At 57.3% G+C, this 11,989-nt stretch carries 12 protein-coding genes; 9 read left to right on the top strand and 3 right to left on the bottom strand.

Going from position 1 to position 11,989, the window contains the following annotated elements; all coding sequences use genetic code 11:
* Nucleotides 1-498 precede the first annotated feature (498 nt).
* From ONB25_09095 to ONB25_09055, 9 genes are all read left to right on the top strand, one after another.
* Nucleotides 499-1,125 (top strand): hypothetical protein, encoded by a 627-nt coding sequence (locus ONB25_09095; protein ID MDZ7393034.1) that lies wholly within the window; start codon nucleotides 499-501, stop codon nucleotides 1,123-1,125.
* A gap of 30 nt (nucleotides 1,126-1,155) precedes the next feature.
* Entirely contained in the window at nucleotides 1,156-1,638 is a 483-nt protein-coding gene (locus ONB25_09090; protein ID MDZ7393033.1) for a CYTH domain-containing protein, read from the top strand.
* Nucleotides 1,625-3,220 carry a DASS family sodium-coupled anion symporter gene (locus tag ONB25_09085; GenBank protein MDZ7393032.1) on the top strand — a complete coding sequence of 532 codons (1,596 nt, stop codon included), beginning with the start codon at nucleotides 1,625-1,627 and terminating at the stop codon, nucleotides 3,218-3,220. Before ONB25_09090 ends, ONB25_09085 begins: the two co-directional genes overlap by 14 nt.
* Nucleotides 3,221-3,238: 18 nt before the next feature.
* Entirely contained in the window at nucleotides 3,239-3,883 is a 645-nt protein-coding gene (locus tag ONB25_09080; protein ID MDZ7393031.1) for a DUF47 family protein, read from the top strand.
* A 10-nt stretch (nucleotides 3,884-3,893) separates the two neighbouring features.
* Nucleotides 3,894-4,937, top strand: coding sequence for an inorganic phosphate transporter (locus tag ONB25_09075; GenBank protein MDZ7393030.1), 1,044 nt, complete (start codon nucleotides 3,894-3,896; stop codon nucleotides 4,935-4,937).
* A 145-nt stretch (nucleotides 4,938-5,082) separates the two neighbouring features.
* Nucleotides 5,083-6,333, top strand: coding sequence for a porin (locus ONB25_09070; GenBank protein MDZ7393029.1), 1,251 nt, complete (start codon nucleotides 5,083-5,085; stop codon nucleotides 6,331-6,333).
* Nucleotides 6,334-6,347: 14 nt separating this feature from the next.
* Nucleotides 6,348-6,863, top strand: a complete 516-nt coding sequence (locus ONB25_09065) for a lamin tail domain-containing protein (protein MDZ7393028.1) — start codon at nucleotides 6,348-6,350, stop codon at nucleotides 6,861-6,863.
* A 6-nt stretch (nucleotides 6,864-6,869) separates the two neighbouring features.
* Nucleotides 6,870-7,682, top strand: coding sequence for an SdiA-regulated domain-containing protein (locus ONB25_09060; GenBank protein MDZ7393027.1), 813 nt, complete (start codon nucleotides 6,870-6,872; stop codon nucleotides 7,680-7,682).
* Nucleotides 7,683-7,761: 79 nt separating this feature from the next.
* On the top strand, nucleotides 7,762-8,919 hold the full coding sequence (locus ONB25_09055) for a lamin tail domain-containing protein (GenBank protein ID MDZ7393026.1): 1,158 nt from the start codon (nucleotides 7,762-7,764) through the stop codon (nucleotides 8,917-8,919).
* A gap of 1,552 nt (nucleotides 8,920-10,471) precedes the next feature.
* Here the strand turns inward: ONB25_09055 and ONB25_09050 are convergent.
* From ONB25_09050 to ONB25_09040, 3 genes are all read right to left on the bottom strand, one after another.
* On the bottom strand, nucleotides 10,472-10,642 hold the full coding sequence (locus ONB25_09050) for a hypothetical protein (protein MDZ7393025.1): 171 nt from the start codon (nucleotides 10,640-10,642) through the stop codon (nucleotides 10,472-10,474).
* Nucleotides 10,643-10,824: 182 nt separating this feature from the next.
* Complete coding sequence (locus ONB25_09045; protein ID MDZ7393024.1) at nucleotides 10,825-11,121, bottom strand: hypothetical protein; 297 nt, start codon at nucleotides 11,119-11,121, stop codon at nucleotides 10,825-10,827.
* A gap of 612 nt (nucleotides 11,122-11,733) precedes the next feature.
* Nucleotides 11,734-11,989, bottom strand: a 256-nt coding sequence (locus ONB25_09040; protein ID MDZ7393023.1) for a hypothetical protein, incomplete at its 5' end; no start/stop codon positions are given.

Below are 11,989 nucleotides of genomic sequence, written 5' to 3'. Positions count from 1 at the left end.
CCAGATAGACTGGGACCCATGAAAAACGGAACTTGGAAAATCTCTGTTTGCCACCGGTATTCCGCGGACAACAGCCGCACGCGGAAGTCACGCGCCAGATGCACCCTGAACTGGCAGCTTGCTGGCCATAGGTCGGGTCATTGCGCGTGGCACCCCTCGGCGTAGCAGACCGGAGCGCGCCTCTAATATAGCGCTCCGTGTGGGGAAAAGCAAGAACTTTTGTCGAAATATCGGCATCGGAGTCGTCGAGAAGCCAGCAAATGTTGAAATCTCGACATCTCGTTTGTAGCTAAAGGGCTGATTTTCCATTGGATGGCCTTGGCACAAGGATTGCGGTTTCCAAATTGCCTGCGGCTCTAACACGGCACCACAAGGTCCTCCTCGCCCGGGTTGACTTGCCGGGTGGAGAGGGAACGTGAGCAGGTTCGTGTGTACAAGGCTGCACAACCAGCAGGTTTCCAACAGCCCAGGAGGCGGAGTACTACTGGAGGAGACGATATGCCAGAAGTGAGGCCAAGGTTTGAGTTTCGAGCATTCGCGCAGAGCTTTGGGCTTGTCGAGGAGAAGATGCGAACCCTGAGCCGGGTGGAACAGATTCGCGAGAGCCTTGAAATATATATCGTCTCTGCACAGAACAACGACAACAATACCAAGATCCGCGACCAGTTGATGGACATCAAGGTTCTGGTGCAAAAGAAACAAGGCCTCGAGCAGTGGAACCCCCGCATGAAGGGGCAATTCCCCATGTCGGCGGAGATGATTCGCGACCAGGTTTTTCCTGCCTTTGGCGTGCCGAGCCCAGCTTTCGCGCGGCCTTCCTACACTCTGAGCCAGTTCTTGGAAGAGCTGATCCTCCCCCACCCGTCGCTGGTGGCGGTGCACGTATTCAAACGACGGTTTGGCTTCACCATTAATGGGTGCATCGCGGAGCTGGCAGAGGTGTATATCAACGGTGCGAAGATCCTGACCGCCAGTATAGAGTCTGAGGATGTGGGTGCGATTCTGCAAGCGAAGGAAATGGTAGGGCTGACACCCTACGAGAACGTCAACTATCTTCTGGCAATCAAGCGGGTCATCGGTCTGGAACCGTTACCCGCCACCTCTGTATATCGTGCCGCCCTCTGAAAAAAGGCATCCAAGGGAAAGGGTCGAAGCATGGGAAAAGAAATTGAGCGCAAGTTCTTGGTAAAAGGCCCATTCAAGCATTTGGCGGTGAGGAAATCGCGCATCGTGCAAGGGTACCTCTCATCGGTCCCGGAGCGGACTGTTCGCGTACGGATCAAAGGGGACAAAGGCTATCTTACCATCAAGGGCATCGGAGGCGCCTCCGGCGCCAGCCGCTTCGAGTGGGAACAGGAGATTCCCCTCAGCGTAGCTGAGGAGCTGCTGAAGATCTGCGAACCTGGTGTCATCGACAAGTGTCGGTACGAAGTGAGAGTTGGGAACAAAACTTTCGAGGTCGACGAGTTCTATGGGGACAATGAGGGACTGATACTGGCCGAGGTAGAACTGGACTCTGAGGATGAAGAGTTCACCAGACCAGAATGGTTAGGGCAGGAGGTGACGGGGGATGAGCGGTACTACAACGCGATGCTCATGAAAACCCCTTACAAGAGCTGGAAACATGCCGCCGAGTGATCCCCTTGACATGCGCAACTACCGGATCGACCGGCTGCCGAAGAGAGAAAAGACTTCGCTGGAACGCTGGTTGGCACTGATCACTCCGTTCGCGGCCGTGGGAGCCTTTGTGTGCTTCGGCTACCTAGTGAGGCTGCCTTTCCTTCAGAGTATTGACGTCACACAACTGGTTTCTAATTCGGCCAAAAATGCGTTCCAAAAGCTGGGTCCAGAGGCTTTCGCCCGGAGCAATCATCTGATGTTGGGAATCTTCGTGGCTGGCATTTTGCTCTGGGCAACCGACGCCATCCCCAACTACCTGACGTCGCTCATTCTTATTGTCGCGCTGGTCTTGACTAAGGTGCTGCCCGAAAAGGAAGCGTACGCGCAGCTCGGGCACGAGGTCATGTGGCTCAACATCATGTCCTTTGTCCTGGCCAGCATGCTGGTGTCCACCGGCGTGGCAAAACGCTTTGCGCTCTGGTTCATCCTTCGCTTTGGCCGCAAGCCGAGCTATATCTTTCTAAGCTTCTTGGTCATCAATCTGCTCCTCTCGGCGTTGGTGTCTGCCACTACAGCGAAGGCGGCCATCTTGTTGCCAATTTTCATGGTGATCGCAGCAATCTATGGTGCCAGAGGCGGGAAGAATCGGAACAACTTTGGGCGCAGCATCGTCCTCCAGAATCTCTTCCAGAATTGCGTGGGCGCCGGGGCCTTTATGACGGGGTCGGCCGCGAACCTCTTAGCAGTAGCCATAATCAGTGGCGCCACGGGCGAAAAGATATTCTACGCTGACTGGTTGGTAGCGATGTTGCCGGTCACGCTGGTAATTCTCCTGGCGGGCTTTGTGCTGGCCACGAAGGTCTTTTTCCCGCTCTCGCCCGAGGAGCGTCGCCCGCAAGTAGCCGGTGGTATGGAGCGTCTCCGCGAAGAGTACCGCAGCCTTGGCCCGGTCACGGGACGCGAGGTCAGGGCGGTGATACTCCTGACGGCAATTTTGGGCATGTGGGCCACGGACCGCTTTCATGGCATCAGCGCCACAGCGGTGGCCTTTCTGGGCGGGATTGTTGCCCTCCTTCCTGGTATCGGCATCGTCAAGTGGAATGATGTCGATATCCCCTGGCATCTGATGCTCTTTTCTGCAGGGGCCTATGCGCTCGGGGCGGGGCTTGCGGTTACCGATCTGCCTTCAATACTCGTCAATGCCTTTTTTGACCATCTCGGCGTCAGGGAAGGCACCCCTTATTGGCTCCTGTACCTTTTGCTCACCAGCGTCATGCTCTTTAGTGCGCTCCTCTTTCAGTCCAAGACTATGCGCGCGATGATCTTCGTGCCTTTGGCAATCGGCACCGCCTCCAGGTTTGGCTACCCCATAGTCAGCCTGGCTCTCCCCGTCGCTTTCCTTATCGAGCACGTGTATGTTCTGCCGTTCAACAGCAAACCGGCACTCCTCCTTTATGAGACCGACCACTACAGCCTTGGGGAGGCGTTCCGTTTTGGCTTCACCATGCTGGTGGTGACGTGGATTGTCACTCTAATTGCCAGCGAGACCTGGTTTCGGTTTCTGGGGATCACCCCTCACGGTGTGTTTGGCTTCTTTTAGCGGAGAAGACGAATACTTATGGGAATTCTCTTCCGGCGCAGCAAGCGGCTCGAGGTGCAGATCGATGAGTACCTGGACCTCATCGTAAAAGGCGGGCTGGTTTTCAAAGAGGGGGTCAAATTCTATCTGCGACACCAGCACGCCGATTTTGAGTCGCACCTGGAGCAGTTGTCCGACATTGAGGACCAGGGTGACAGGCTCCGGCGCGAGATCGAGACCAGTCTTTACTCACATACGCTCATTCCGGAGTCACGGGGCGACGTTCTTGGCCTTTTGGAAAATGCGGACAGAGTTCTCAATAGAATGGCGGAAACTCTCATGCAGTTTTCCGTGGAGACTCCCGAGGTCTGCGAGGAGTTCGTCAGCTTTTTCGCAGACTTGGCGGACTTTTCTATCACTGCCGCCGAGGGGATGGTGAGGGCAATTCGTGCCTATTTTACTGACCTCAATTCTGTCCGCGACTACGTGAATCAGGTGCAATTCTATCGCAAAGAGACGAACAAGATGGCGGAGAAGTTGAAGCGTGAGGTCTTCTCTCGCCAGTTGCGATTGAGTCACAAGATCCATTTGCGCTACTTTGCCTACCACGTGGAGCTAATCGCCGAAGAGGCAGAAGACGTGTGCGATAGGCTCGCCATTGCTACGATCAAGCGGTACGTGTGAGCGCAAGGTGATGACCTGGTTTTACCTCCTAAGTGGTCTTTTTCTGGGCTGGTCCCTGGGAGCCAATGACGCGGCCAACGTATTTGGCACGGCGGTCGGCGCGAGGATGGTTCGTTTCAAGACCGCCGCGCTCGTCTCAAGTGCCTTCGTTATTTTGGGGGCGGTGCTCGGTGGGGCGGGAACTACTGATACGCTGGTGGCGCTTGGGGGCGTGAATGCTCCCGCTGCCTCCTTTACGCTAGCTTTAGTGGCGGGGCTGACGGTGTTATGGATGACGCGCGCAGCCCTGCCGGTCTCGACGACCCAAGCCATTGTGGGAGCAATTGTGGGTTGGAACCTCTTCACCCATTCACCCACTGACCCTAAGATATTGACCAAAATCATGGCAACATGGGTTCTATCCCCGGTTCTGGCGGGTGTGTTTGGGGTGGCACTGTACTTCCTCTCCAAGGCGGTTCTCAACAGGACGCGCATCCACTTGCTGCGTCTGGATGCGTACACCAGGGCCGGATTGATTGTGGTGGGGGCCCTTGGTGCCTATAGCTTGGGAGCCAACAACATCGCCAACGTGGTTGGGGTGTTCGTGAGGGCGGCGCCTTTTCCCGACGTCGCTATCGCCGGCCCGCTGCACCTGAGCGGTGCCCAACAGCTATTTCTGCTGGGAGGCATAGCAATCTCCGTGGGCATCTGCAGCTACTCATTCCGCGTTATGGCGGCGGTGGGCAACGAGATCGTCAAACTGACGCCCATCTTAGCCATGATCGCCGTCCTGGCGCATTCCCTGGTTCTCCTCCTCTTTGCCTCACAGGGGCTGAGGAATGTGCTGACGAGCATAGGCCTGCCGGCTCTACCTCTTGTGCCTGTTTCCAGTTCCCAGGCCATTGTCGGCGCCATTTCCGGGATCGGTTTGGTAAAGAGCAGTCGCGTGGTCAACTACCGCTACCTTGGCAAGATAGCCGTTGGTTGGGTGCTCACGCCCATTATGGCCGCCCTCATGAGCTTTGTGGCACTCTTTTTCGTGCAGAACGTCTTTCAGCAACCGGTAGTCCAGTAGGCAAGGAGCACGGGCGGACTAGAGGCTGTCGCAAGGATAGAATTATGGGAGGCTCGGCGCGAGAAACACCCGACCGGCATAACGAGGGAAGGGCCCGAACTGAGGTTCGGGGCGAAATCACGGACGCAAACAGGAGGAAAACGCTATGAAGCGGCAACTGGTAGCTGGACTAATGGTGCTGCTGTGCACGGTGATTGCCTGTGGTCTGGCAGCGCAGACCAGTGGTAAGGAGTACTCAATGCCACTGGCCTCAGAGGCGCGGAATGGAAGGATGGTCTTCCAGACGGCAGACGGGTCCTTCCGCTGGTGGTTCGACATCCGCCTGCAGCTGGACGGAGCCTTCTACTTCGGCAGCAAGAACCCCATGAGTAACGGCACTGTCTTCCGTAGGCTGACCTTTGCCACCAAGACCAGGCTGTGGAAAGACTGGGAAACGGAGCTCGACGTGGATTTTGCCGAGGCCTTACTGGACTTGCGCGACATGTGGGTCAAATACACGGTGCCCGGCACGCACCTGTCTCTGCAAGTGGGTAATTTCAAAGAGCCGTTTGGGGTGGAAAGGCTCACAAGTTCGCAGCTGCTTACGTTCTTAGAGCGAGCTTCCGTGTCCAACGCGTTTCCCTTGGGGCGGAGAATGGGTGCTGCGGCGCGGTACTGGACCAAATACGGCCAGATCACGGGTGCGATCATGGGGCACGAGGCGGGCACTCGCATTGACAAGGGGACACGCGATGAGGGGTACTCCACCAACGTGCGCGTTACCCTTGCCCCCATCAATCAACACGGGAGGAATCTCCATATAGGCGGGGCGTTTGCCTACAAGACCCCGGATGCGGTGCCGGACTTGGCCGAGAACACCATCGAGATCAAGGCCAGGCACGAAACTTATGTGTCCGACCCCAAGCTTCTGCATACCGGCGACATTCGGGATGTCAACTACTACCTTCGCTCGGGCACCGAACTGCTTTGGGTGTACGGGCCCTGGTTCTTTCAGTCTGAGGCGATGTGGACCACGGTGGAGCGTTGGTATGGCAAGCCCCGCGTGGACATGAAGGGCGGGTATGCCTTTCTGACCTGGATGGTGACCGGCGAGACGCGCGATTACTACGTGGACCAGGGCGAACCAGGGCCTGTGGAAGCACCCAGGCATTCCTGGGGGGCATTGGAACTGGCAGCCCGTGCCAGTTTCTTGGACCTTAATGACCTGGGAGCGGGAATTCAGGGGGGATCTTCCAAGCAGTTGATGCTCGGGGTCAACTACTACCCGAATATGAACATCAAGCTGCAATTCAACTATTCGGTAGTGGACCTGGACCAGTACGCTACCAGGAAGGGCAACATGATCGGCGATGACGACCACTGGTTTATCCAGTTCCGCGTCCAGGCCGTGTTCTAGGGAGGAGGTGTAACATGAAAAGACTGCCAGAGGTTTTTCTTACCGGCCTCGTTGCTGCCGTGCTGCTCGGAGCGTGCTCACGTGAGGCGCCGCCCATTCAAGGGCCCGAGCCCCCGCCGCCCGAGGCGACCTATGCGTTGATGAACGAGATTTACTCACGTGGTACCGCGGAGGCCCCTGATTGGATTGAGCTCTACAATCCTTTCAACTCGGCGGTGAACATCGGGGGATACAGGATCTACGACATCGGCGGGAAGAACGGCACTAAACCTAAGAAGGTGATTCCTGCAGGCACAGTCGTTTCTGCCAAGGGATTCTGCGTGATTGTCACCGACAATACCGGCGACCCCTCCGACTTTGGCCTGTCAAGTGCTGGGGAGGAGGTGTGGCTGGAAGACAGCACGGGCACGGTCATCGACTATGTAGCCTTCCCTGCTATGGAGGTGACGCAGTCGTACTCGCGCATACCCGACGGAAGTACGAATTGGCAGCTTGCCACTATTACTCGTGGCGGCCCAAATCAGCCGTGAGGCAATGTGCAGCTGCGGGTATCGGAGACGGGACTGGCCGAGGATTTGTCGGCGGTGGTCGGCGTGATGCGTTGGTCGTTGATCCATATCCTGCTCCTGGTGATGGCGATTGTCGGCTGTGGGCGGCGGGAGCCCACAGCCGTACGACCACAGGCAGACATACCGACGCTGCAGCCAGTGGCCACCTTCGCGATCACTCAGTCGATTGCGGAGGCTTCTGGGTTATGCTACCATAACACCCGCGGCACCCTCCTTGTGGTCTCCGATGACCGGCCGGACATATTCGAAATGGACCTCACCGGCAGAGTGTTGGAGTCGATATCTACCAGCTGCACGGATCTTGAGGGCGTGGCATTGAGCCGAGGGGGCGACACAATCTACGTTGTCCAGGAAAGGGCACAGCTCGTGACCGCGTTAACGTGGCAAGGCACAGAGCTTTTTTCCTTCCCTGTGCGCGTGGCCACGCTCGAGAACCACGCTCTCGAAGGGGTAGCCGTGGGCGACGATGGCGATCTTTTCGTGTTGAACGAAAAGGACCCGCGCATGCTCCTGCGCTATCGCGGAAGGACAGAGGTGGCGCGCAGGGAAATCCAAGAGGCCTTCGACGACCTAGCGGACATCTGCTACGATAAGGATGAAGACTGTCTGTGGATCATCAGCGATGAATCCCTCAAGGTGGGCAAGCTAAGCAAAGAGGGTGCGCTCTTGGGCGAGTGGTTCATCCCGTTCTCAAAGGGCGAAGGAATTGCCGTGGTTGGCAACAATCTATACGTGGTCCGTGACGGGGAGCCCAAGCTGTATGTGTTTGCAAAACCATGAAGGGGTGGGTTGGAGGGACGCATCCCCCTTTCGCAGCGCGAGGATTCGGCGAGAACCAATGTAACCTGAGGAGGTAGCAATGAAGAAAGGATGGCTTTGCGTAGCGGGCCTTCTAACCGCAGGCTTGCTGGTAGGTGCCATTTACGCGCAGTCAAACATCCTGCTCAACGAGGTCTATTCTCGTGGCACCACTGAAGATCCCGATTGGATTGAACTCTATAACATGAGTTCACAGCCCGTGGACATCAGCGGTTTCAAGATCTATGACAATGGAGGCAAAGCGGGCACCAAGCCGAAGAAGGAATTCCCAGCAGGGACGGTGGTTCCGCCTCTGGGTGTGCTCGTGGTTGTCACTGAAGACGGGTCGGCAAGCGCCTTTGGTCTCTCCAGTAGTGGGGAGATTGTTTGGCTTGAAGATGCCACAGGGGCAGTAATCGATACCGTGGCCTTCCCTGCGCTGGCGACCACGGAATCGTATGCCAGGTATCCTGACGGTGGAGAGTGGCGCATCGTGAAGCGGGTCACCCGCGGCTCGCTTAACGGCCTGGTCCGCATGAATGAGATCTACTCGCGCGGCACCACCACCGACCCCGACTGGATCGAGATTTACAACGACTCCCCCGATACGGTAGATATCAGTGGTTACAAGATCTACGACAATGGTGGTCAGTCTGGGAGCAAGCCCAAGAAAGTGCTCCCCGCGGGCGCAGTTGTTCCACCAAAGGGGTTCTGGGTCGTCGTCACCGACAACACCGGAGATGCTGCCGACTTTGGACTTTCAAGCAGTGGCGAGAAGGTATGGCTGGAAGACACTTCAGGCGTGGTAATCGACTCGGTGGCATTCCCGGCGATGGACGTAACGCAATCCTACGCGCGGGTTCCGGATGGCGGGCCGTGGGGCTTGGTGCCCACCATTACGCGGGGATCAAGCAACGGAGGGGCTGTGGGGGTGGAAGTGCGGTCGAGCGCTCCAGAGACCTATCGCCTCACGCAGAACTATCCTAATCCTTTCAATCCTCGCACGCAGATCGAGCTGGACCTTCCCACTACCGCACACGTGACTCTGACGATCTGCAACGTGATGGGTCAAAAGGTCAAAGAGGTCTTTGACGGGATGATGGTTGCTGGAAATCATCGCATCGTGATCGACTGCGGTGACTTGCCTTCCGGTGTCTACTTGTATGAACTCCGGGCAGGAGGGTTTTCGGCGTCGCGTCGCATGGTGCTCCTCAAGTAGCGCAAGGGCCACCTCCAGCCCTTAGCGCATTGGGCACCACTTTTGACGAAGGCCGCGTGCTGGCATGGCGCGTGGCCTTTTTGCTTGTTAGAGACCCTTGCGTGATGCGCATCTTGAGGCCTTATGTCAGGTCATGGTCGGTTCATGGGGATGCCCCAGCTGCGACGCAACCAGGCGAGTGCTTCGCTCGGCCAGCGCGGGCCCACTCCCATTGTGGGTACCGGTCCAGCAAAAGAGGGACGTCGAAGCGGACGCCGCGCACACATGTTCGTCGCTCACGAGCCGAGCGGCCGCAACGGGCGTACGACCTCTTCCTCCTCGGACCGTGCGTGATCTCCCCTGGCTCCAAGGCGAGGATGCATTGGCGGGGAGGAGAGTCGCCTTCGCGCGGGCATCATCGGGTTTCTACTTCGGGTACCCCACAGGATGGTTGAGCACCACATGTTGCGAATCCTTGAGGCGCAACAGGTGTTATATCTTCTCCCTGTCTATGCTCGCGCGGGGCCTCGTTTTGAGGCCAGTGGCCGCGCAAAACAGCGAAATGTTTTGGGATATAATCCCCGCATCAATGGCCCCCATTCCCGCCTGAGCTCGGGAGACCCCACCTTAAACCGCTCCGAGTCCGAAACAAGCACGATCTGAATGGGTGGGTTGGAGGGAAGTGGCGGTGGAGGAGCATTGGCAACCTCCTTGCCGAGGGCCACTTCTGGGCCAGGGGGACCTTGGGGTAGTCGCGGTGGCCTGGGCATCATCACGGACGAGCGATAGTCGCCGCTGAGCACAGGGGGTCAACTGATGGTTGCGAAAATCGTACACGTAGATGCCGCGCTTGGTGAACAGGTAGATGTCCACATCGTGTGCGTTCTGTGCCGATGAAGCGGTCGTTTTATCTTCCTCCGGTCTATTGAGCCCGCTGGCTGCCCAGAGCAAATCTGACAAGTCTTGGAGGCTCAATTCCTTCTCCGACCACTCTCTTGCAGAGGCCTTCACCGCCAGCGTCTCCATCAAAGGGAGACCCCGCTTCTTGCCAGGTGGGTTTAGCTTGATGGGGCGCAGTTCCTGAGCCACCGACGCGCGTGACGCGGAGAGCAAAGTGAAAACAATGCTCAGTGCGATCAAAGCTTTTCCCGTGCCAGCCTTCCAACTTAGAGTTCCTGCTCAGAGACCTCAAAGGTTGCCTTCATGGAGGCAGGTCGAGCGTCTAACGCAGAGTGGAGAATGCTCGCGCCGTTGGATAGGTCTCAACAAAGCATGTCTTTGACCGGTGTCGCGGATGGGCAAGGGAGCCACGTAGCTTGGAAAAGCCAGCGCAAAGGCGTGGAGCAAACAAGGCTTGTAGAGGCCGCGCATGAGCTATAGACGTGTCTCCACCCCTTCGCCTCGAGGTGCGTGAACATGCCGCAGGGTCCGTTCTCCTAAGAAAATAGCTACGGCTGCTGCACCCAAATGGCGAAAGGAGGATTCGCCGTTTGGCCTTTTCGGCAGAATCGGGACGAGCTGCCGCCGCGCTGGACAAACCCTAGGCGGCACGCCCGCCCCGAAACGCCATCGACTAGGAGCCTCTGACCAACGTCCCCAAGACCAAAAGAATCAGCCCCACTACCACCAGCCAAAAACTGAGAGTTGTGATGATCCCGATCGTCACGAGCTTGCCCAAGATTCCCAGCACTCCGAGAATCACGGCAATCCACCAGGTAGTGACTTTGGGTGCAGTCAGTTTCATGGTTGTTGTCTCCTTATCTTGTTTTGTCGCCCACCTCACCTTGCCCCGTGGTCAATGGACCGCTCCGGGAGACGGCCTGACCAGAGGATTCGTTGGCCTTTGCCGTGCGCGGAGAGGAGGGGAGTCGGAAGGGTCTCGCTCTCTGCGCGTGCATTGCAGCAGCAACTCTGCCAGCCACCTTTTCAATGCGCGGAGGAGGACTTGCTTAGTGCCTGCTTGATGAGCCCAATGATCGCCACGAGGACGCCGCCGCCCACGCCACCGCCTAATACACTGGAAATGACGGAACCAAGGTCCAGGCCACCCGTGCTTGTGCCGGCGCCAAGCGCCGCAAGCAACTGGCAACCAAGACCACCGCCGACAATGCCGAGAATTGAGTTCAAGACCGGACCAAGACTTTGCTTTTTCAGCACCGCACCGGCAATATTACCCCCGGCCGCGCCGCTGAGCAGTTGCAAGATGAGGGCTCCAGCGTTCATTGTTTCCTCCCTTTGTGCTGGGTCAACGCCTGTGAGGCGCGAAACACACGCCAGCTGATGATGATCCCTTGTCCCTCCTCTGTTTGTTCAACGACATACTTGCTCGCGCCACGGTCACGAAGGCCTCCACCACAAAGCCCAATGCCGAGGGTACAGAAGAGTGTATCAACACTTTGATTGAGCCCTTCTTGAGGGTGCGGTGCGAGGATAGGTGACCACTTTCCGCTGTGCTCCAGCCCGCTGTAAGACATACCTATTCACCCACCGCGTGTCGGAGCAGGGCACATGGTAACATGACGGAAAGCCCTCGGGTTTGGGTGGGGTCGCGGTTTGCCTTATTATACTACCCCTGCGGTTTAAAGTCAAGCGTTTTTTCGATTCTCCATGGTGCGGCGCCTGTCGGCGGACACCCCTTGCTGCCACGCTCCCCCATTCGCTCGCGGGACAGAAAAAGACTTTTGCAGATTCGGAAAAATAGTGTTATCTTATTCTACACCAGGCGGAGCAGACTGTGAAGCGCACCGCCAACGTAGCAAGGTGAGGGTACAAGGGACGATTCTTAGGCAGGACAACGCGCGTAGTCTTTGTATGCACAGTGCGGGTGTAATGACATTACTTTGCTGTGCCGCTACGCTGGCATCTGCTCCCCAGCGGCCGTTGCACATGGTCGCAAGGGGCCAGAATTTTTGTCTTCTCCAATGGACCGCACCCGCGCTCCGATTTGAGCGCCTGCAAGACAACGGTCAGGAAGTACATATTCCCGTACTCGGGGATCTCCCTCTGGATCTTGACCACGGATCTCTGGCTCTTCCGACCACAGGCATTGCAATCGAAATCCCTACGGGCGCCAAAGTCACGTTGCTCATCG

The organism is candidate division KSB1 bacterium, from assembly GCA_034506335.1.
Lineage (GTDB): Bacteria > Zhuqueibacterota > Zhuqueibacteria > JANLFK01 > Oleimicrobiaceae > Oleimicrobium.
Note: the sequence above shows the minus strand (reverse complement) of the source record. Positions and strands in the feature narration are given on the sequence as shown.

Excerpts from the sequence above, each read along its gene's own strand:
- ONB25_09095 (MDZ7393034.1), top strand. The coding sequence starts at position 499 with ATGCCAGAAGTGAGGCCAAGGTTTGAGTTTCGAGCATTCGCGCAGAGC.
- ONB25_09090 (MDZ7393033.1), top strand. The coding sequence starts at position 1,156 with ATGGGAAAAGAAATTGAGCGCAAGTTCTTGGTAAAAGGCCCATTCAAG.
- ONB25_09085 (MDZ7393032.1), top strand. The coding sequence starts at position 1,625 with ATGCCGCCGAGTGATCCCCTTGACATGCGCAACTACCGGATCGACCGG.
- ONB25_09080 (MDZ7393031.1), top strand. The coding sequence starts at position 3,239 with ATGGGAATTCTCTTCCGGCGCAGCAAGCGGCTCGAGGTGCAGATCGAT.
- ONB25_09075 (MDZ7393030.1), top strand. The coding sequence starts at position 3,894 with ATGACCTGGTTTTACCTCCTAAGTGGTCTTTTTCTGGGCTGGTCCCTG.
- ONB25_09070 (MDZ7393029.1), top strand. The coding sequence starts at position 5,083 with ATGAAGCGGCAACTGGTAGCTGGACTAATGGTGCTGCTGTGCACGGTG.
- ONB25_09065 (MDZ7393028.1), top strand. The coding sequence starts at position 6,348 with ATGAAAAGACTGCCAGAGGTTTTTCTTACCGGCCTCGTTGCTGCCGTG.
- ONB25_09055 (MDZ7393026.1), top strand. The coding sequence starts at position 7,762 with ATGAAGAAAGGATGGCTTTGCGTAGCGGGCCTTCTAACCGCAGGCTTG.
- ONB25_09050 (MDZ7393025.1), bottom strand. The coding sequence starts at position 10,642 with ATGAAACTGACTGCACCCAAAGTCACTACCTGGTGGATTGCCGTGATT.
- ONB25_09045 (MDZ7393024.1), bottom strand. The coding sequence starts at position 11,121 with ATGAACGCTGGAGCCCTCATCTTGCAACTGCTCAGCGGCGCGGCCGGG.